Annotated in this window: 19 protein-coding genes and 2 pseudogenes; 12 read left to right on the top strand and 9 right to left on the bottom strand. The window is 59.4% G+C overall.

Annotated elements, in window-relative coordinates:
• Nucleotides 1-10 precede the first annotated feature (10 nt).
• The 8 genes from ACIPZB_RS06405 (at nt 11) to ACIPZB_RS06370 (ending at nt 7,349) form a co-directional block, all read left to right on the top strand.
• A complete protein-coding gene (locus ACIPZB_RS06405; protein ID WP_400639458.1) occupies nt 11-1,213 on the top strand; it encodes a CaiB/BaiF CoA transferase family protein in 1,203 nt (400 codons plus the stop codon).
• 51 nt (nt 1,214-1,264) lie between these two features.
• Nucleotides 1,265-2,014 carry an electron transfer flavoprotein subunit beta/FixA family protein gene (locus ACIPZB_RS06400; RefSeq protein ID WP_400639457.1) on the top strand — a complete coding sequence of 250 codons (750 nt, stop codon included), beginning with the start codon at nt 1,265-1,267 and terminating at the stop codon, nt 2,012-2,014.
• Nucleotides 2,014-2,943: an electron transfer flavoprotein subunit alpha/FixB family protein gene (locus ACIPZB_RS06395; RefSeq protein WP_400639456.1), complete on the top strand. Its 930-nt coding sequence runs from the start codon at nt 2,014-2,016 to the stop codon at nt 2,941-2,943. Before ACIPZB_RS06400 ends, ACIPZB_RS06395 begins: the two co-directional genes overlap by 1 nt.
• A gap of 17 nt (nt 2,944-2,960) precedes the next feature.
• Nucleotides 2,961-3,803, top strand: coding sequence for a MaoC family dehydratase N-terminal domain-containing protein (locus tag ACIPZB_RS06390; protein WP_400639454.1), 843 nt, complete (start codon nt 2,961-2,963; stop codon nt 3,801-3,803).
• The gene (locus ACIPZB_RS06385) at nt 3,800-4,624 is read left to right on the top strand and encodes an HpcH/HpaI aldolase/citrate lyase family protein (protein ID WP_400639453.1); all 825 of its coding nucleotides are present in this window, start codon (nt 3,800-3,802) and stop codon (nt 4,622-4,624) included. Before ACIPZB_RS06390 ends, ACIPZB_RS06385 begins: the two co-directional genes overlap by 4 nt.
• Before the next feature lie 174 nt (nt 4,625-4,798).
• Nucleotides 4,799-5,353, top strand: coding sequence for a TetR/AcrR family transcriptional regulator (locus ACIPZB_RS06380; RefSeq protein WP_400639452.1), 555 nt, complete (start codon nt 4,799-4,801; stop codon nt 5,351-5,353).
• 57 nt (nt 5,354-5,410) lie between these two features.
• Nucleotides 5,411-6,259 carry a LysR family transcriptional regulator gene (locus tag ACIPZB_RS06375; RefSeq protein WP_400639451.1) on the top strand — a complete coding sequence of 283 codons (849 nt, stop codon included), beginning with the start codon at nt 5,411-5,413 and terminating at the stop codon, nt 6,257-6,259.
• 94 nt (nt 6,260-6,353) lie between these two features.
• Nucleotides 6,354-7,349, top strand: coding sequence for an aldo/keto reductase (locus ACIPZB_RS06370; RefSeq protein ID WP_400639450.1), 996 nt, complete (start codon nt 6,354-6,356; stop codon nt 7,347-7,349).
• 22 nt (nt 7,350-7,371) lie between these two features.
• On the opposite strand, the gene ACIPZB_RS06365 is transcribed toward ACIPZB_RS06370, so the two are convergent.
• From ACIPZB_RS06365 to ACIPZB_RS06350, 4 genes are all read right to left on the bottom strand, one after another.
• Nucleotides 7,372-8,439, bottom strand: coding sequence for a hydroxyacid dehydrogenase (locus tag ACIPZB_RS06365; protein WP_400639449.1), 1,068 nt, complete (start codon nt 8,437-8,439; stop codon nt 7,372-7,374).
• The gene (locus ACIPZB_RS06360) at nt 8,432-9,787 is read right to left on the bottom strand and encodes an MFS family transporter (RefSeq protein WP_400639760.1); all 1,356 of its coding nucleotides are present in this window, start codon (nt 9,785-9,787) and stop codon (nt 8,432-8,434) included. Before ACIPZB_RS06360 ends, ACIPZB_RS06365 begins: the two co-directional genes overlap by 8 nt.
• Nucleotides 9,788-9,932: 145 nt before the next feature.
• Complete coding sequence (locus ACIPZB_RS06355) at nt 9,933-10,574, bottom strand: alpha/beta hydrolase (protein WP_400639448.1); 642 nt, start codon at nt 10,572-10,574, stop codon at nt 9,933-9,935.
• Nucleotides 10,567-11,730, bottom strand: coding sequence for an MFS transporter (locus ACIPZB_RS06350; RefSeq protein ID WP_400639759.1), 1,164 nt, complete (start codon nt 11,728-11,730; stop codon nt 10,567-10,569). The genes ACIPZB_RS06355 and ACIPZB_RS06350 overlap by 8 nt, the downstream gene beginning before the upstream one ends.
• A 357-nt stretch (nt 11,731-12,087) precedes the next feature.
• Between ACIPZB_RS06350 and ACIPZB_RS06345 the strand changes: the two are divergent.
• Together ACIPZB_RS06345 and ACIPZB_RS06340 are read left to right on the top strand one after the other, a co-directional pair.
• A pseudogene (locus ACIPZB_RS06345) lies at nt 12,088-12,276 on the top strand (anti-sigma factor domain-containing protein); the annotation flags it as partial.
• Nucleotides 12,277-12,767: 491 nt separating this feature from the next.
• The gene (locus ACIPZB_RS06340; protein ID WP_400639447.1) at nt 12,768-13,202 is read left to right on the top strand and encodes a PRC-barrel domain-containing protein; all 435 of its coding nucleotides are present in this window, start codon (nt 12,768-12,770) and stop codon (nt 13,200-13,202) included.
• 355 nt (nt 13,203-13,557) lie between these two features.
• Here ACIPZB_RS06340 and ACIPZB_RS06335 read toward each other — a convergent pair whose 3' ends face one another.
• Together ACIPZB_RS06335 and ACIPZB_RS06330 are read right to left on the bottom strand one after the other, a co-directional pair.
• Nucleotides 13,558-14,220, bottom strand: coding sequence for an RraA family protein (locus ACIPZB_RS06335; protein WP_400639446.1), 663 nt, complete (start codon nt 14,218-14,220; stop codon nt 13,558-13,560).
• A gap of 59 nt (nt 14,221-14,279) precedes the next feature.
• Nucleotides 14,280-15,566, bottom strand: coding sequence for an MFS transporter (locus ACIPZB_RS06330; RefSeq protein WP_400639445.1), 1,287 nt, complete (start codon nt 15,564-15,566; stop codon nt 14,280-14,282).
• A 238-nt stretch (nt 15,567-15,804) separates the two neighbouring features.
• On the opposite strand from ACIPZB_RS06330, the gene ACIPZB_RS06325 reads away from it, so the two are divergent.
• Nucleotides 15,805-16,704 carry a LysR family transcriptional regulator gene (locus tag ACIPZB_RS06325; RefSeq protein WP_400639443.1) on the top strand — a complete coding sequence of 300 codons (900 nt, stop codon included), beginning with the start codon at nt 15,805-15,807 and terminating at the stop codon, nt 16,702-16,704.
• Between the two features lie 99 nt (nt 16,705-16,803).
• Nucleotides 16,804-17,469: an RraA family protein gene (locus tag ACIPZB_RS06320; protein ID WP_400639442.1), complete on the top strand. Its 666-nt coding sequence runs from the start codon at nt 16,804-16,806 to the stop codon at nt 17,467-17,469.
• A gap of 80 nt (nt 17,470-17,549) precedes the next feature.
• Here ACIPZB_RS06320 and ACIPZB_RS06315 read toward each other — a convergent pair.
• From ACIPZB_RS06315 to ACIPZB_RS06305, 3 genes and pseudogenes are all read right to left on the bottom strand, one after another.
• A pseudogene (locus ACIPZB_RS06315) lies at nt 17,550-17,951 on the bottom strand (metallopeptidase TldD-related protein); the annotation flags it as partial.
• A gap of 298 nt (nt 17,952-18,249) precedes the next feature.
• Nucleotides 18,250-19,131: a LysR family transcriptional regulator gene (locus ACIPZB_RS06310; protein WP_400639441.1), complete on the bottom strand. Its 882-nt coding sequence runs from the start codon at nt 19,129-19,131 to the stop codon at nt 18,250-18,252.
• A gap of 51 nt (nt 19,132-19,182) precedes the next feature.
• Nucleotides 19,183-20,094 carry a LysR family transcriptional regulator gene (locus ACIPZB_RS06305; protein WP_400639440.1) on the bottom strand — a complete coding sequence of 304 codons (912 nt, stop codon included), beginning with the start codon at nt 20,092-20,094 and terminating at the stop codon, nt 19,183-19,185.
• Nucleotides 20,095-20,104 lie beyond the last annotated feature (10 nt).

The following is a 20,104-nucleotide window of genomic DNA, read 5'->3' as shown; positions in this document are numbered from 1 at the left end:
AGACAACAACATGACCCAGCCCACCGGACCTCGCCCGCTCGACGGCATCACCGTCATCAGCCTGGAACATGCCATTGCCGCGCCCTTCTGCACCCGCCAACTGGCCGATCTGGGGGCACGGGTCATCAAAGTCGAGCGCCCAGGCGTTGGCGACTTCGCTCGCGGCTACGACCAGCGCGTCGACGGCCTGGCCTCGCACTTCGTCTGGACCAACCGCTCCAAGGAAAGCCTGACCCTGGACCTGAAACAGGATATTGCTGGCGATATCCTGGACCAATTGCTGGAGCAGGCCGATGTACTGGTGCAGAACCTCGCACCCGGCGCCGCCGCGCGCCTCGGCCTATCCTTCGACGATTTGCACACGCGCTTTCCGCGTCTGGTCGTCTGCGACATTTCCGGCTACGGCGCCGGCGGGCCTTACGAGCAAAAGAAGGCCTATGACCTGCTGATTCAAAGCGAGGGCGGGTTCTTGTCGGTCACGGGCGGCCCCGGCGAAGAACAGATGGCCAAAGCCGGTAACTCTATTGCCGATATTGCCGCCGGCATGTACGCCTACACCGGCGTGCTTTCTGCCTTGATGCTGCGGGAAAAGACCGGCGAAGGCAGCCACGTCGACGTTTCCATGCTTGAAAGCCTGGTCGAGTGGATGAACTATCCGCTCTATTACGCCTATCAGGGCGCCACGCCTCCCCCACGGGCAGGCGCTGCCCACGCCACCATCTACCCTTACGGGCCCTTCCCCACAGGCGACGGCAATACCGTCATGCTGGGGTTGCAGAACGAACGCGAATGGCGGCTGTTCTGTGAAAAGGTGCTGTTGCAGCCAACCCTGGCCGATGATGAGCGCTTCAGCGCCAATTACCTGCGCGTGGAAAACCGCGAGGCTCTGCGCACGCTGATCGTTGAGGCCTTTGCCAGCCTGGAGCTCGACACGGTCATCCAGCGCCTGGATACGGCTAGCATCGCCAATGCACGGGTCAACGACATGCAAGGCGTCTGGAGCCATCCACAACTTCAAGCCCGTGACCGTTGGCGCCAGGTTGGCAGCGCAATCGGAAACATTCCGAGCCTGCTGCCACCGGCGTCGAGCAACGCTTTTACGCCACGTATGGACCCTGTTCCAGCACTGGGCGAACACAGTGCCCACATTCTTGCCGAACTGGGCCTGCCTTCCGAACGCATTGATCAACTGCGCACTTCAGGGGTCATCTGACCCCTCTTTTTTCGCTGTTGGTACGCAACGATTCAAGGAGTCATTCCGTCCATGAAAGTGCTCGTCGCAATCAAGCGTGTGGTCGACTACAACGTGAAAGTCCGGGTCAAGCCGGACAACTCCGGCGTCGACCTTGCAAACGTCAAGATGTCCCTGAACCCCTTTTGCGAAATTGCCGTCGAGGAAGCCGTGCGCCTGAAGGAAAAAGGCGTTGCAAGCGAGGTCGTCGTGGTTTCCGTTGGTCCGGCTACTGCTCAGGAGCAGTTGCGCACTGCCCTGGCCCTGGGCGCTGACCGCGCCATTTTGGTCGAAGCCGCTGACCAGCTGAACTCTCTGGCCGTAGCCAAAGTGCTGAAAGCCGTTGTCGACAAAGAGCAACCACAACTGGTGATCCTGGGCAAGCAGGCCATCGACAGCGACAACAACCAGACCGGCCAGATGCTGGCCGCTCTGACCGGCTTCGCCCAGGGCACCTTCGCCTCCAAGGTTGAAGTGGCTGGCAACACGTTGAACGTTACCCGTGAAATCGATGGCGGCCTGCAGACCGTCTCCCTGAACCTGCCGGCCATCGTCACCACCGACCTGCGGCTGAACGAACCGCGCTATGCATCGCTGCCGAATATCATGAAAGCCAAGAAGAAGCCGCTGGAGTCCGTTACTCCAGGCGCGCTGGGCGTATCGCTGACCTGCACCAACAAAACCCTGAAAGTCGAAGCGCCTGCTGCACGAAGCGCTGGTATCAAGGTCAAAACGGTGGCCGAACTGGTCGAGAAACTGAAGAACGAAGCGAAGGTGATCTGATGGCCATCCTTGTAGTAGCAGAACATGACAATCGCGCCCTGGCTGGCGCAACCCTCAACACTTTGGCGGCAGCGCAGCAGATTGGTGAGGAGATTGTCATACTGGTGGCCGGCCATGACGTGTCCGGCGTGGCGTTTGCAGCGGCAGAGATCGCTGGCGTGACTAAGGTATTGATCGCGGATGATGCGGCCTTCGCCAATCAGCTACCCGAGAACGTTGCGCCTCTGGTTGCTAACCTGGGGCCAGATTTCTCCCACGTGCTCGCGCCGGCGACCAGCAACGGCAAGAACATCTTGCCACGTGTCGCCGCCTTGCTGGACGTCGACCAGATCTCCGAAATCATTGCGGTGGAATCGGCTGATACGTTCAAACGCCCGATCTACGCTGGCAATGCGATTGCTTCTGTGCAGTCGAGTGCTGCGGTAAAAGTCATCACCGTGCGTACCACGTGTTTTGAAGCGGTGGCGGCAACAGGCGGCGGAGCAATCATCGAGCAGCTCGACGGCGCACGGGATGCCGGACTGTCGGCTTTCGTCTGCGAGCAGTTGGCCACCTCCGACCGACCTGAACTGACTGCCGCGAGCATCGTCGTATCCGGCGGTCGCGGCTTGGGTAACGGTGACAACTTCAAGCACCTGTACAGCCTGGCCGACAAGCTCGGCGCTGCCGTCGGTGCCTCGCGCGCTGCAGTTGACGCCGGCTTCGTGCCGAACGACATGCAGGTCGGCCAGACCGGCAAGATCGTCGCGCCACAGCTGTACATCGCCGTCGGTATCTCCGGCGCGATCCAGCACCTGGCCGGCATGAAAGACTCCAAGGTGATCGTCGCGATCAACAAGGATGAAGAAGCCCCCATCTTCCAAGTGGCCGACTATGGCCTGGTTGCCGACCTGTTCGAGGCAGTGCCCGAACTCGCCAACCAGCTTTGAACACAAGGACAATAACAATGACCAGCGAAAACCTCAGCGCCTGGATTGGCCGAAGTGAAATCAGCCACGACCGCCTCACTCACAATCTGGTAAAGCGTATCGCCGCCACCCTGAGCGAGCCTGCACCGGGCCCGGGTGATGCCTTGCCCCTGCTGTGGCATTGGGCGTTCTTCCAGGACCCTGTTGAAGAAGCGGGTTTGGGGAGCGACGGCCACCCGGCGCGCGGTGGGTTCCTGCCGCCGGCAGACAACCGCAATCGTATGTGGGCCGGGAGCCGATTGGAGTTCCTTCATCCGTTGAAGGTCGAGGCCCAGGTCTCGCGCCGCTCGACCATTCTCAAAGTCGAGGAAAAACACGGGCGCACGGGCTCATTGCTGTTCGTCACGGTCAAACATGAATATTTGCAGGATGGCCGCAACGCGCTGGTCGAAGAGCACGACATCGTCTACCGCGAGCCTACCCCGCCGAAACTCGGTGGCACCGACGCCGCGCCTGCGGGAGACTGGCAGGAGGTCGTCGAGCCAAACGCCACCCTGCTGTTCCGCTATTCGGCGGTAACGTTTAATGGCCACCGTATTCACTATGACTGGCCTTATGTGACGGAAACCGAAGGCTACCCCGGCTTGGTGGTGCATGGCCCGTTGATAGCTACCCTCAATCTAAGGGCGTTCCAGCGTGCCAACCCTGCTGCGCGCATCCGGCGCTTTGCCTTCCGGGGCCTACGCCCGTTGATCTCCCCTACCCCATTCGAACTGGGCGGTCGGATGCTGGATCACGGCAAGGCACAGCTCTGGGCAACTAACGACGCGGGGATGGCACAGTCGGGTGAAGTTGAGTTCACTGAGGAGCGCACGCAATGAGCCAGGCTAACGTAAGGTCCGCATTGTTCGTTCCTGCCAGCCGACCTGAGCGCATTCCCAAAGCGCTCGCCAGTGGTGCCGACTGCGTGATCGTCGATCTTGAGGATGCCGTCGAGGAGTCCGCCAAGGAGCAGGCGCGCGATCATCTGGAGGCATTTCTGAGTGAAAACCCTGATGCCCGTGTGTTGGTGCGCGTGAATGCGCCTGGGCATTGGGCGCACGACGCTGACTTACGACTGTGCATGCGTCACGCCGGGGTCAAAGCCATCTTGTTGCCCAAGGCAGAGACAGAAGCTCAGATCAGGCAGGCGCATGGCACAGGCAAACCGATCTGGCCCATCATCGAAAGTGCCCGCGGTTTGGTCGCGCTGCCACAAATTGCGGCAGCTGACGGTGTGGAACGCCTGTCGTTCGGCAGCCTTGACCTGGGGCTGGACCTGAACCTCAAGACCGACAGCGAAGCTGCCAACCAGGTGCTCGGCCAGGCACGCTATGCCGTGATCCTGCATAGCCGCGCGGCCGGCCTGGCGGCACCTTTGGATGGTGTCTACCCCGCCATCCAGGACGTTTCGGGACTGCACAAACACGTTCAATACGCGCGCGACATGGGTTTTGGAGGTGCACTGTGCATTCACCCAAGTCAGATCAGCATCATTCACCGGGCACTGCAGCCTTCAGAGGCTGAGCTGAACTGGGCGCAGCGCGTTGTGGCTCAAGCGCAGTCTGGGGCAGGTGTGTTCACACTCGATGGGCAGATGGTCGACGCACCGGTGATTCTGCGCGCACGCGCTCTGCTAGAGCTGGCTGGTCAACAGCCGTAACTTGTTTTCCCGGGCGGGCCGGATGCACGGGTTCTGACGGACCGCACTCGGCCCGCCTCGGGTTTTTCAATCGCTGAATGCTTGAGGTTTTTGCCATGCACAGCCTGATGCCACGGTTGAGTTGCCGACGCACGCTTTGCCGAATATTACGCGCGTTGTCCAGGCTGCCAGTCTATGCCTGAAGTCGCCCGATCAAGTTCTGATTTCCTGCTGTGCGCTGCACGCGAGCTAATGGCGGAAGTTGGCTACAGCGCCATGAGCATGCGGCAGCTCGCCACTCGCGTGGGGCTGCAGCCAGGAAGCCTTTACCATCATGTTGCGAGTAAACAGGACCTGCTGTTGGATGTGCTGCTCGACATCGTCGAGCGTCGCATTGAAGCCTGGCGCCGCGGTACCTTTTGCCGGGACCTGCAAGGTTACTTGCGCTTCGCCCTGATGTGCCAACGCACGCACCCTGGTGACGAACTATTGCTTCGCCATGACTCCCGCCATTTGCAGCCCGTTCAACGCAACTGGCTGGACCAGCGCTTGAAAGTGCTGCGTCAGCCTTTACTTGTGGCAGTAGAGGCCGACATCAATCAAGGGCGGTTCAACGTTCAGGACGCCGGCAGTGTGAGCGAAGCCATCCTGGCATTGATCGACAGCGCCGATACCCTGCGCCGGCGTGCGATACCGGTCGATGAGGCCTGGATCGAGTCGTGGCTCATGCGCATGAGCCTTGCCTTGTAGTTTTAGCCCTGCCCGCCGGTCGAGGTATCATGGCCCGACCAGTTTCAGGGGCCATGTATGTTCGATTGGGAAGACCTCCGCCATTTCTCTGCGTTCGTAACGTCAGGCTCATTGTCTGCGGCCGCCAAAAAACTCGGCGTCGATCACGTCACGGTTGCCCGGCGCATTGCGTCGCTGGAAGCGTCGCTGCAACTCAAGCTCGTCGATCGTCGGCCGCGAGCCTACGTGTTGACCAATGAGGGGCTGCGTGCGGGTGAATTCGCTGAGCAAATGTTGCTGTCCGCATTTGCGCTGGAACACTTCGCCAGCGCCGGGCAACAGGAAATAGACGGCCAGGTGGTAGTGGCGGCCCCTCCTGCGCTACTGGCCAGCATGGTTGCAGCGCGGCTGGGGGAACTGCACCTGCGCCACCCTCGGTTGCGCCTGAAACTGGTCGGCAGCAAATCGCGCACCTCCCTGGCCCGGCGCGAGGCCGACATTGCCATTGCCCTGGCAAGGCCCACCGAGCCCACGCTGGTCACGAGCCTGCTTGGCCATCTGGACTACGGCCTGTACGCAGCGCCCGGCTACCTCGGCTGGGCGCAGCCGGTTTATATTGGCTATGACGAGTCTCAGGCCAAGTCCCCCCAGCAGCGCTGGCTGGTCGAGCAGGCCGCCGGCCGACCGTTCGTGCTGCAAAGCAACGATTTGCGCATACAGGCCCAGGCTGCGGCCAGCGGCATGGGCGTTGCTTGCCTGCCGGTGTTCATGGCGCAGGAATACGGGCTTGAAACGGCAGAGGGCGATGACCGGACCACCTCCATCGCCTTATGGCTTGCCGTGCACGAAGACGTGCGCGCCACGCCCCGTATCAAAGCGGTCTGTGACTTCATCGTGGAACAGGTGCGGCCATTGCTGCGCTTGTGAAAATCTGCACATGAAGGTTTCACATTCCGGGAGTTTGCGCACAGGGCTGCCAGCGCTACCCTTGCTCTGCATATCGATGAAAGAGGAAAAGCAGATGCAATTCGTCAAGCTGGGCAACACAGGCCTGGATGTATCGCGGTTGTGCCTGGGCTGCATGACCTTCGGCGAACCGGACGCAGGCACGCACCCCTGGACCCTGGGCGAAGCCGACAGCCGCCCCATCATCCGCCACGCCGTCGAGCAAGGGATCAACTTCTTCGACACGGCCAACAGCTACTCGGCCGGTACCTCGGAAATCATCCTCGGCAAATTGCTCAAGGAATTCACCCGCCGTGAAGAAACGGTGATTGCCACCAAAGTGTTCTTCCCGGCGAACATGTGGGAAGGCAGTAGCCGCCCCAATGAGCAAGGCCTTTCGCGCAAGGCAATCATGGCCAACATCGACGCGAGCCTTTCCCGTTTGGGCACAGACTATGTCGACCTGTACCAGATACACCGTTGGGACTACCACACGCCGATCGAAGAGACCATGGAGGCCCTGCACGATGTGGTGAAGGCTGGCAAGGCTCGCTACATCGGCGCGTCGTCGATGTACGCCTGGCAGTTCGCCAAAGCTCAACACGTGGCCAGCAGCCATGGCTGGAGCCGATTCGTGTCGATGCAGAACTACCTCAACCTGATCTACCGCGAAGAAGAGCGCGAAATGATCCCCCTGTGCCTCGACCAGGGCGTGGGCCTTATGCCCTGGAGCCCGATGGCCCGCGGCCGACTGACTCGCCCCCATGGCCAGCAGACCCAGCGCACGCGCACGGACATCTCCGGCCAATCGTTCTACGCCAATACCGAAGTGGAAGATGGCCGCGTCATCGATGTGGTCGAGCAAATCGCACTGGAGCGCGGCGTGCCCATGGCCCAGGTAGCGCTGGCCTGGGTACTTGGCCAGCGCGGGGTGTGCGCACCGATTGTCGGGGCTTCCAGACCTGAGCATTTGGATGATGCGGTCGCAGCGTTGCAATTGTCGCTGTCGGAGGATGACGTAGCGCGCCTTCAGGCACCCTACGTGCCCCACGCCGTTACCGGTTTCAAGTAACCCGGGTCGAAGGCGCTGACGATCAACGACTGGCGTGATCCTGCGCCTGCAAACGCTCCAGAAAACGAGGGAACACCTGCGGGTTCACAATGCGTGGGGCTTCCTGGCCGTCAAACAGATCAATGATCTGCCGCGCCGCCCATTCCCCCATGCGTTGCCTGGCCTCACCGGTGACTCCGGCAGTGTGGTAAAGGCCCACCACCGTTGGCAGCGATAATAGCGGGTGGTCCAACGGCGGAGGCTCCTGGTCCCAGACATCGATGCCGGCCCCACCCAGGTGCCCGCTTGCCAAAGCGCTGTACAGCGCCTGTTCGTCGTGCAGGCCACCGCGGGCCGTGTTGATGAATATCGCACCTTCGCGCATTTGCCTGAAGGTCGAGGTGTTCATCAGGTTCATTGTCTGCGCCGACCGGGGGCAATGCAGGGATACCACATGGCTGGCCCTGAGCAGGCTTGGCAGATCGACGGCTTGAGCACCCCTGGCCGCTATTTCTTCGGCTGACAGCCAAGGGTCACAGGCCAGCACGCGCATACCCAACGCCTGTGCTATTCGGGCAACCCGAGCACCGACCTGGCCTATCCCCACCAACCCCAAGGTCTTTTCGTACAGTTCCGCGCCCATCAGGTCTTCGCGGGTAAACCCGCGAGCAGTGCGAAGCCTGCGATCGGACTCGGTCACGCGGCGCGAGCAATCGATCATCAAACCGATCGTTGCTTCTGCCACCGACTGCGCATTGGCCCCGGACTGATTGACAACCAGCACGCCTGCATCGGTGCAGGCAGCGACATCGACTGTGTCATAACCTGCGCCATTGGTGGAGACACACAGCAAGCGCGGCAGCTGCTGAAGCAAGCGTTTGTCTGCCCTCCACTGCTCGGGCAACTCGTCCCTGGCTGACGGGATCTGGTAAGCGTGGCTGGCCTGCAGCGCACGCAGGATCTGCTCCTGCGGTGCGTTACGGGCAATCGTCTGCAGCTCGATGCCAGGTGCTTGCGCGAACACCTGTTCCATCACCGGGTGGTACCAGACATCAAAGCGAAATACGCGTTTTGTTTCCAGTGTCATGGTTGACCTCGCGCCTTCAGGCATTTGGGTTGCCCGGCTGCGTCCGGCGCTGCAGAATCTGGCGCAGGCCGGTGTTCTGCTCAACCTTGCCATCTCCATCCAGATAGCCATGCTTGGTCAGGTCGGGCATCAGCAGTGCAGAAATCCAGGTTATTGCTGCAATGGCCGCCACATACATGTAGAAGTGCTCTTCCATGCCCCAGGAGCGGAACGTCAGCGCTATATATTCGGCCGAACCGCCGAACATCGCCGCCCCCACCGCGTAAGGCAGACCAACACCCAGGGCCCGAACCGTTCCCGGGTACAAATCGGCCTTCAGTACGCCGGTCACTGGGGTGTAGAAAGCGGCGATCAACAGCCCCGCCACTACGAGGCTGAATGCCGTGTAGGGGTCCTGCGCTGACTTGATGGCAGTCAGTAGCGGAATGACCAGGCAAGTGGACAACGTACCGAAGATGATCATGTTGCGGCGCACGCCGATGCGGTCGGCAAGCATGCCGAACAACGGCTGGGCGAGCATGAAGATTACCAGGGCTGCCGCCATCAGCAGGCTGACAGTCGCGGCAGGTATACCCACGCTGACCACCAGGAACTTCTGCATGTAAGCGGTGAAGGTATAAAAGTACAGCGAGCAGCCAATCGTCAGCGTAAAGGTCAGTAGCACTGCACGCTTGTGCTGCATCAGCGCTTTCAGTGAACCCGACTCCTTGCGCTTCATGTCCTTTTCATTCGCTGTTTCGCGCATGGTACGGCGCAGGTAAACCACCACGATCGATGCCAGCGCTCCGATGAAGAACGGAATTCTCCATCCCCATGCTTTCAGGTCCTGCTCGGACAGCACCTGTTGCAACAAGGCAACCGTCAGCAACGCCAGCAACTGTCCGGCGATGATCGTCAGGTACTGGAACGAGCCGTAGAACGAACGCTTGCCGGCCCGGGATACTTCACTGATGTAAGTAGCGCCAGTACCGTACTCAGCGCCGACCGACAAACCCTGCATGAGCCTGGCAACCACCAGCAGAACCGGTGCGGCCATGCCAATGCTGGCGTAGGTAGGCATCACGGCGATCATCAGGGAGCCACCGCACATCATGAACACCGAGATGATCATCGATATCTTGCGACCGCGCGTGTCGGCGATGTAACCGAAAATCCAGCCGCCCAACGGACGCATGAAGAAGCCAACGGCAAAAATGCCCGCCGTGGCCAACAATTGGCTGGTCTGATCGCCAGCCGGAAAGAACAATGACGCGAAGTAGATCGAGGTGTAGGCGTAGATGAAGAAGTCATACCACTCCACCAGGTTGCCAGAACATACACCCACAATGGCCGTTGTGCGCTCTTTGCGCGTCAACGGGCGTGCGTTGCCCATATCTGCATTCATGACTCGTACCCTTGTTGTTATTGTTTTACTGACTCGGGTGCTAGGTTTGCACAGCTTCGTCCAGGCAGCATCAGGGCTCAGGGCCTAACAGATATGCCGGCGTGGCATCGCTTGGCGCATCAGGGAGCGGGGGTCACCGTGGTGAGTTCAAGTGCTTCGCCACAAGCTCGGCGACTTCGGCCAAACATCCTTTGAAAAAGTGGTTGGTTCCCGGGTAAAGGACCACCGGGCGTCGGTCCGGCCGCGCCCAATCCAGGAGGTTCTGCAAAGGTGCCATTTCGTCCAGCTCGCCATGCACCAGCAGGCAGCCCTGCGGTAAGGCAAGCGGCTCATAGTAACGACCGCCGGGTACATGGCCGACAGGCATGCCAAGCAGAGCGACCGCATGCAGCGAGCCCTGCAAGGTGCAGGCGACACGTGCAAACACGTGGGCGCCAAAGGAAAACCCTACCAGGGCGACGGGCAGGTGCGGGTACTTGAGCCTGACGTACTCGACAACCGCCAGGCTATCCTCGCACTCACCAATCCCCTCGTCATGCGGACCTGTGGTTTTGCCTACTCCACGAAAACAGGGGCGTATGGACGTCCAGCCTGCTGCAGTTAGCCTGCGCGCCAAAGTTACCGGGACAATATGCTGAGGGCTGCCACCGAGCAGAGGTTGAGGGTGGCTGATTACCACCACCCCCTTTGAAAGCGCTGTTGGCTCATCGACTATCAGTTGAATGTGGCCAATCGGCCCATCAATCAAAAGCTCGGGGCGTTTAGCGTCAGTCATTATTGCTACCTTGTGCCGTGCTGTCCGAAGCAGCCTGGGGGACGCTTTGCAGCGTTCGAAGCACCAACCCCACCAAGATCACATTGAGCGATGCGAGGCCGCACAGCGCTACCAGTACACCATAGGCACCGAAATGCTGCATCAGGTAGCCACCCACCAAGGGCGTCAGGGCTTGCCCAATCAAGGATGGACGGGACATTTTTCCCATCAGCGTCACGTACTGGGATGCAGGCATCAGTGAGAGCGGCAACAGCCCCCGCACAATCGCCCGCAAGCCATTGCCCAGTCCATAAAGCAACAGGCCCAGGGCGGTAGCGCCAGGCGCTATTGCAACGAGCAACATACCGACCGCCACCAGCACTACGGAAACCAGCGCGGTCCAGATGGGATGGCGCTTGCTGGCAAGCATCTGCAGCACCCGTGAGGCCACCTGGCTGGGGCCCAGCAGCGTAGTCAGCGCAATGGCAGCGGCCAGTGAGTAGCCAAGCCCTTGCAGGACCGCCACCAACTGCACGGAAACCGCAGTCATAATGATCGCGCCTAGGGCGAAGATCCAGACCAGAAGCCGGTACATCCGCTTGTCGACCCCACCTGTGCCCTGCTCTGCAGTGCGCTGACGCGGCGGTAAGCGACCACCGCGCGGGAGTACCCAGAGGTACAAAGGCGCCACAATCACCAATAACACGGCGGCATAAGCAACGCAGGCTTCACGCCAGCCCATTTGCTCGATCGCCAAGGCAACCACGGGCCAGGATAGGGTTGTTGCAAAGCCGGAGATCAGCGTAATGCCGGTGATTGCTTTACCGGCTTGCTCAGCGTAAAGAGCTCCAAGCGTTGAAAACAGCGCTTCGTAGAGGCCTGCTGCCATCCCCACCCCGATCACCACCCAGGCGAACAAAAACACGGTTAGTGTCTGGCTCCACGCCATGACCAGCAGGCCAACAGCGACGATCGCGCCACTGCTCGCCAACTGAGCGCGGCCGCCGTAACGTGCAACCAGTCGGCTGGAGAGCGGTGCGAGCAACGCCGAGACCATCAAGCTCAGGGACAGTGCGCCATATACCCACTGGCTACCCCAGCCGGTGTCACGCATGATCGGCTCGCCCATGACCGCCAACAGGAAGAATGAACCACCCCAGACCAGTATTTGCAGCAGGCCCAGGCAAAAGATACCGGTTGTACCGGGAAGACGAGCATCAACGTGCACGGAATAACCTTCAGCAAAACAGTCGAAAACGATGACGCGGGATTCGCGTAGCGGGGCGCCACGCGGGTCGCGCCCTACGCGAAGGGTTAGTTTAAAGAGCATGAGAAATAGCTGCTATAGAGCGTTGGCATAACAGCTATAACGTTGTATCAGAGCCTGGGTGCAGAGCGCCTTCAGCGCATCAGACATAAGGAAGTTCAGGTTCATGGATTTCGCGGGATCGGGCTGGTGAACCATTTGGCATACAACGGATCGATGGCTCAGGAGCTGTACAGCTCGTTGAAGGTCCGATCGACGATCTTTTTGAAGTGGCAAGCACCGGTTTTACTGGGCCTGGTCAAACCCGGAGAGACCTATCGTGTACCGCTACAAAGCCTGCCACCGCTTGAGGCCAACCAGTTGTTCGAGCTGACATTGGAGAAATCCGCCAATTCGCCTACCGGGCTGCCGACGGGTCCAGTGAAGTTCATTGACCGCGCGGTAAAAGTGATTTGACCAAAAAGGTTTGCAACCACTTACCGCTATGGGTCGATTGCGGTCAGTCACGACCGGCAGCTATCGACCCATATCGGCCTTTCGCGAACACGAATAGGGTCGCCAGGACGCTCAGCAGGGGAACGCTGTAGCGTCTTTTCATCCCTGTTTCTGGAAAATGGGTCAGAGCTAATTGACGGCCGTCCGCAGCACCGCATCAGTCGACTCCACGTCCCACCGCTGGTCGCAAACAGCGAACGACTGGATATGTTGACCCCTCTCCTGTTCTGAGCGCCGCAGAAACGCACTCAAGCCATCAAAGCTTAGTGTCCAAGCCTGTCGCTCGCTGTCCCGCCCGCCTCTCATACGAGCCTTGCTTAATGCTCTAGGGGAAATCGCGCGGTCAAAAAATCGTCTGATCACGCCGGGCATTCCCGCCGGCGTCATTCGAGCGGCCTTGAATCAATAGTCGAGATGCTCTACTGCCTATGGCCTATGGCCAGGAGCGCACCATGAACTTCGAAGAACGCGACAAGTACGGTATGTACAAGGGACGGACCGATTTCACTGTCGAGGGAGACCGCGGCCCGGGGCCGCGGCTGATGGGTGCGGATACCCTCATCGGCAACGACGTGTATAACACGCAAGACGAAGACCTGGGTGACATCAAGGAAATCATGCTGGATACCGCAAGCGGCAAGGTTGCGTACGCTGTACTGTCGTACGGCGGTTTCCTGGGAATGGGGGAAAAGCTGTTTGCCGTGCCGTGGGCTGCTTTGCGCCTGGATACGGTGAACAAGCGCTTCGTCCTTGATGCCGACAAGGACCGACTAAAAAACGCCCCAGGCTTCGATAAGGACAACTGGCCAAACATGAGCGACCCGACTTGGGGCAAAGGTATCCACGACTACTACGGCACCACATGGGAAAATGATCCCCGGCTGTGATGTGCCAGCCTGCTTGGCCGGGCTCCCGGCCAAGCCTATCCTGGCCAGCAGTTCAGCTCCTGCTCAGCCATCCAAAGCTTGAAAGAAGGCTAGATTCGACAGATCGGACAGCGAAGAGGCCTTGACCCACCCCAGCCTGGCAGCCAATCCACCTACGGCAATCAAGGTTGCCACAGGCAGTAATGCGTCCAATGCTGGGGTTGGCATGCATGATCCTTAATCGGGAAAAGACTCGATCTGAAGGACTGAAGGCGTTGACCTCTTGAATCGATATTTGACCGGCATGTTCTCTGTAGGTCTACCCGGTTTAAGTCGTTTCAGCGCCTTCAGCGCAGAGCATCCGGATCAATGAAGATCAGTGCTTTCGCTGCAGAGTATGGTAGCCAAGCTCTTCACGGGCCTGTTTCAGCGTGCGCCCTTGGCCAAGCAATGCGCGGATATCCGCTTCCACCGCCTCGATCTGCCGAGCCACCTGGGCAACTTCACGTGCTCGCTCACGCGGAACTACAACGACACCATTGGCATCGGCCACAACGATATCGCGTGGGCAGACACGCGCCTGGCCAATGGAAACCGGTTGATTGACCGCTTCGACCTGCACACGGTCTTTGCCAGTGCGCATGAAACGGCCTTTGCTGAACACCGCGTAACCATCGCCAAGGGCCTTGTTCACGTCTCGGCATACGCCGTCGATGACCGTAGCTGCAATGTTACGGGAACCTGCATATTGAGTCATGATATCGCCCCACACGGTGCAGTCCGTGCGGCCATCGTTGTCGATTACAACGACGTCACCTTCTGCAACGTCATCAATGAAATCGCCCACAGTGCCAGGCGGAACGCTTGCCGATACGTACTTAACGGTAAAGGCTGGGCCGACGACCACCTGCTTGTAGTTATCCAGCGGCATAACGCCAAAGCAGTGGCCAGGAAGGCCGAGCTTGTCCAAGGCATCCGAAACGCCGGGGGTGTCCAGGCCTTCGAACAGTGCGACCAGCGCTTTATCTTCTGCGTGCATCGTTAACTCCTTTCAAACAGACTGATTGATCACAACAGGTGACGCCATACACCGTGAGGTCACGCCCTATTTGCCTTCGGCACCGGCTCCAGAATCGTCAGCAACAGCACGAAGCTGGCGAACGAACCAATGGCAAGGTAGGTGAACACGTAGTTCCAACCGTAACTGTCAAGCAGCAGACCGGTCAGGAACGGCGTCGCTGCCGCCCCTAGCTGCCCGACCATGTTGACGATCGCGTTGGCCACGGGGAAGGTTTTCTTGGTCGCCAATGCCATGGGATAGACCATGTACGACGAAAACCCGAAGCTCAGCACGACACCGGTCGCCATCAGCAACAGCCCGTACGAGAGCGGGTCGGCAGGTGAATGGATCAACAGGTACATCATCACCGAGGTACCCAGCGCCGACAGCAACATCCCCGGCTTGCGCCGCCCAGCCAACCAGCGGTCCGAACAGTACCCGCCCAACAGGTTGCCCAGCACCGCGCCTACCCACGGCGCTGCCGAGACCAGGCCCATGTTCATCAGCGAGAAGCCTTTGACGGTGATCAGGTAGGTAGGGATCCATGACAACAACACGCTGGAGACACCCAGCTGGAAGCAGTACGCCAGCGCGCTTCCCCAGATCAGCCAAGAGCCAAACACCTGGCGCTTAGTCTCCAGCGCAGACACTTCGCGGCGACGAATAAAGAAGTCCAGGCGCTTGAGGCCGAGTCCTGCCGCCTTTTGCTCAGCGGGTTTTGTGCTGGCGAGCTTGTCGAGCGGCGTTTCGTCGGTGATGTAGTCCAGCTCGGCCTGATTGACGAATCGGCTTTTCGACGGGTGATCGGCAATCATGAAATACCAAGCGATCGACAACAAGATGCCGGGTATTGCAAAGAAGTAGAACACCTCGCGCCAGCCCCAGACCGCGATGATCACGGCGCATAGCGGCGGCACGATGACCGGGCCGAACTTGACCGCAGACAGGAAGATGCCTGAAGCAATGCCCTTTTCCCTCGGTGGGAACCAGTTGTTGATGGTGGTGGTCATGCTGATCGGCAGCGGCCCTTCGGCCAGGCCCAGGCCAAACCGATAGATTTTCAACGCAAGCAGTGAGCCAGCCGTGCCCACCAAACCGGTCAACACCGACGTCATGACCATGGCAGTCGGCAGGATCCGGCACACGCCCATGCGGCTGAACGCCAGGCCCGCCGGGATTTGCGCCAACGCATAGGCGAGCAGGAAGAGGCTCATCAGCCCACCCGCTTCAGCGTTGCTCATCTCGAACTCTTTGCGAATGAACGGCAGTGCAACGCCGAGATTGGCGCGGTCGGCAGCAGCGATGGTGTAGATCGAAAAAATCATTCCAGCCACTATCCACCGGTAACTGCTGCGCCCTTTGGCCTGGGCAACTTCAGCGATCGACATACTTCAAACCCTTGTTTTTGTAATTCGGCGGTAATCTAGGCGCGGCAAAGGTAGAAAAAAAGCGACAAATACTCACCACTTATCATCGCTTTTGGTGGACAATCAGATCACTCTTAGCGCCATCTAAATTTGGCCAAGCCGCTCTAATACGGCCCTCTCGACCTTAGGGAAAGCGATGATCACGTTGAAGCAAATCGAGGCTATCTACTGGATTGTCGAGTTGGGAAGCTTTGAAGCGGCGGCGGCCAAACTGAACATGTCCCAATCGGCGATCTCCAAACGGGTACAAGAGCTGGAAGACGCCTTTGGTGTCGCGATTTTCGATCGCTCCAAGCGCAGCGCCCGCCTCACCCAGAAAGGCCTGGAGCTGCATGGCTGCGCGGTCGAAATGTTGCGCCAGCGGGATAACCTACTGGAGCGCGTCAGCTCGAAGGAAACGCTGGTCCGACGCTTCAGACTCGGCGTCACCGAGCTCACGGCGCTCACCTGGCTACCTACCCTGGTCGAACAGATCCACCAGACCTATCCCAAGGTCGACCTGGAACCATCGATTGAATTAAGTACCGACCTGCTGCGCCGGCTGGAGGCAGACGAACTCGACTTAATCATCGTGCCCGACATTTTCCGCGATCCCCGTTTCATCAGCACCCCACTGGCCGCTGTCGAAAATGCGTGGATGTGCTCCCCCTCCCTGTACCCCGGGAACGCGCCGATGAGCCTGCAGTCCCTGTCGTCGTTTACTGTCCTGACACAGGGTGGCAGTTCAGGCACCGGACAAACCTACGACCGTTGGCTGGCGGAACACGATGTGCGGTTGACCAGGACCCTCACCAGCAACTACCTGGTCGCCCAGGTCGGGTTGGCGATTTCCGGCGTAGGGCTCAGCTACCTGCCCAGGCAATGCATGAGTACGTTGATCGAGCAGGGCCGATTGAAGGTTATTCAAACCGACTTGCCGCTGCCGCCGATCAGCTATGTCTGCGTGCATCGGGCCGATCGCTACCAAGGCCTCAGCGGCGAAGTCGCCCGACTGGCACAACAGGCTTGCGACTTCACCAGCCTTATCATCACTTAAAGCGATGGTTTTGAATCGATAAATATCGCTAAAAGTAACTGCAGTTCTCTCCTACCATCGGCGTCTACCCCGCTGGTTCAAGTCATTCAGGAGATTGTCATGCTGTTACCCGGGTCTCGTATCCTGCCGTCGCCAACCCTCGCCCCTGCGCACATGATCGAATCGTTCCAATCGGTCGTAACCCCGCACATCAGCGACAACCTCGGTCGACACATTGGCGCGCGAGGGCTTACCCGTTACAACACCTCGGGCAAAATTGTCGGCACCGCGCTGACCGTGAAGACCCGCCCGGGCGACAATCTGTTCATCTACAAGGCGCTGACGCTGATCGAGCCAGGTCACGTACTGGTCATCGACGCTCAGGGTGACACCAATAACGCGGTCATCGGCGAACTGATCAAGCTCTACGCAGAGCAGCGCGGCTGCGTGGGTTTCATCGTCGACGGGGCGATTCGCGATGTCGAAAGCTTCAAGTCCACCCCTTGCTATGCCCGGGCGGTGGTTCACTGCGGCCCGTACAAGAGCGGTCCGGGCGAAATCAACGTGCCGGTTTCGGTTGGCGGCATGATCGTTTCGCCCGGCGACATCATCGTGGCGGATGAAGACGGCATCGTTGCTTTCCCTCAGGAACTGGCCGAACAGGTGCTGGGCAAGGCACGCGAGCACGAGGCTCACGAAGAAGCGGTCAAGGCAGAGATCGCCACCGGTGCGCTGGACCAGTCATGGCTCGACAAAGTCCTGGAAAAAGCAGGCCTGGCGAACTGAAGCGAACACGCTCGGTCGTCTGCAATCATCCTGATCGATCGTTGTTGAACGAGGGCAGATTCCTCTGCCCTCGTGCTCGATCAAGCGCTGCCACCCACTGTCATGTTGTCAATCTGCAAGGTGGACTGCCCTACCCCGACCGGCACACTCTGGCCATCCTTGCCACAGGTCGCCGTGCCTTCATCCAACGCCAGGTCGTTGCCGATCATGCTCACATGCTTGAGCGACTCAGGCCCGTTGCCGATCAATGTCTCGCCCTTGACCGGTGCGGTGATCTTGCCGTCTTCGATCAGATACGCCTGAGTCGCGGCAAAGGTGAAGCGCCCGCTGGTGATGTCCACCTGCCCCCCGCTGAAGTTTGCCGCATAGATACCACGCTTGACCGAACGAATGATCTCCTCCGGCTCGTGCTCGCCGCTGACCATGTAGGTATAGGTTATGCTCGGTAGCGGCTCGTGCGCATAGCTCTGGCGCCGGCCGCTGCGCCCGTCGAGGCAGCCCAACGTCTATGGGTTACACTGGGCGCAGTTGGGCAACAGATTCGTCGTCTGGAGCAGTGGCTGGGTGCTTACCAGTCCTTGGCTTTTGGGAGGATGAACTTGATACAGGCGTGCTCTTAGACGAAACCATGCTCTCACCTGTTGTGCGACCTGTACGGCATTGGTTGCTGCAGGCCGTGAGCCACTTAGGAATGCCAGGAACAGACTGATTACCAGCTCGACACGCTAAGGTATCGTGGACTAGCGCTTCGAGCCTCAAAGCGCCAGTTGAAGATGTCGCTCACTCCCCGAGTCTGGCAACCGCCTCATCAATAAAGCGCTGCAGCTTGACGCTGCGCTGCTTTTCGGCGGGATAGATCAGGTGAACAGGTTTGTAGGGGGCTCGATACTCAGGCAGCACTTGCACCAGCTCGCCAGCCGCCAGCGATCTCTCCACCAGATCTTCGGCCCCAAGCAAAATGCCCAGCCCTGCGCGCGCAGCATTGAGTTGAGCCACGGCGTCGTTCACCTGAAGTCGTCCGCCAACACGCACGCAGAACTGCTCGTCAGCACGGGTGAAAAGCCATTCATCGTAGACAATACGGTCCCAGAACACGTAACCCAGACACTGGTGCCGGTGCAGATCACTTGGGTGAACTGGAACACCATGGCGTTCCAGATAGTCTGGCGCGGCGCAAACAAGCATCTGGTAGTACCCCAAAGGACGCGCTACCAAACTGCTGCTTTCGCCAACCGCAGGCTCACCAATACGCACTACTGCCTCAAAGCCCTCTTCGATAATGTTCACCGCACGGTCAGAAAGGTGCAGGTCTATTTCGATGTTCGGATAGCGCTGCATGAACTCCCCGACAAAGCCCATCAGACTATGTGAGCCGAGCTGCTGCGGCGCACTGATACGCAAGCGGCCATGGGGCTGTTCGTGTGCTTCCATCGCCAAAACGTCGGCGGCATCGACGGCCGCGAGGGCATCTCTGCAGCGTACCAGGTACAGGTGACCAATTTCGGTAAGGCTTTGCTTGCGGGTCGTGCGGTTGATCAACCGCACCTGCAGGCGGTCTTCCAAGGTCTGCACATGGCGCGCCACCATCTGTGCGGACATGCCCAACTGAGCCGCCGCAGCGGCAAACGAACCGGTGTTGGCAGCAGCAACGAATACTTCCATGGAGCGAAGTCGATCAAGCATGTCGTATACACATTCAGGAGGCAGACGGGGTTACGTGGCTGCGTACGGGGGCTCAAGGGCGCGTACATACTGGTCGCATTCAACGCACGCGAGTTCAGCTACCAGGCGGATGGCTTCGGATGAGTGCGCCTGGGTATAGCTTACAACCAATGGCTGGTTAGGAATCGCCAGCCCGCATTCTACCAGCCTTACTCGACCAGACTCGATGGCATAACGCACGGGTGCAAGGGGCACGAACGCGTTGCCAAACCCCGCCTCAACCAGTTGTACCAGTGCGGAGATGGAGCTGACGTGATGCGTTTTGCCGACTGGAAGACTAAACCTGCGATAGAGCTCCTTGAGGACCAGATGCGGCTGTGAGTTCTGGCTCATGGTGATGGTCGGCTGCCCCAGCAAATCAAGTATGGGCTGCTGGGTGCTTATCATCGCCTGATTGCTGACTATCCACCCTGTGGCAATCGACAGGCAGGGAATGCTGGTGATCCCATCACTTTCGATGGGATGCGTCTGCAGGGCGATATCGATCACGCCATCACGCAGCGCTTTGTACACGCCAGCGCTGGTTTCCGAAGTTAGCTGAACCTCGATACCTGGGTAAGTTGACTGCAGACGCTTTAGAAAGGCGATCAACCAGGTATGCACCACGCTGTCTACTGCGCCAATGCGCACCAGCCCCAGGACCTCGTGGCCAGGCCGGCCCAGGTGGCGGATTTCCTGCTCGAGATCAAGCATGCGCTCGCCATAGTCCACCAACCTTGAACCGACCGCTGTCAGTTTGAGCTCCCGGGTCTCCCGCTCAAATAGCCGAGCGCCGATCTCTTCCTCTAGCGAAGCAATCCGGTTGGAGATGGCAGCCTGGGTCAAGTGCAGGTGTTCTGCGGCGGCTCTGAAACTCTTCAGCCTGGCAATCTGGAGGAATGCCTCGATGAAACGTGTATTCATTGGTTCCCCA

It is taken from the genome of Pseudomonas sp. NPDC089396 (assembly GCF_044749545.1).
Classification (GTDB): Bacteria; Pseudomonadota; Gammaproteobacteria; order Pseudomonadales; family Pseudomonadaceae; genus Aquipseudomonas.
The sequence above is the reverse complement of the archived record's forward strand: the minus strand, read 5'-3'. Positions and strand labels throughout refer to the sequence as shown.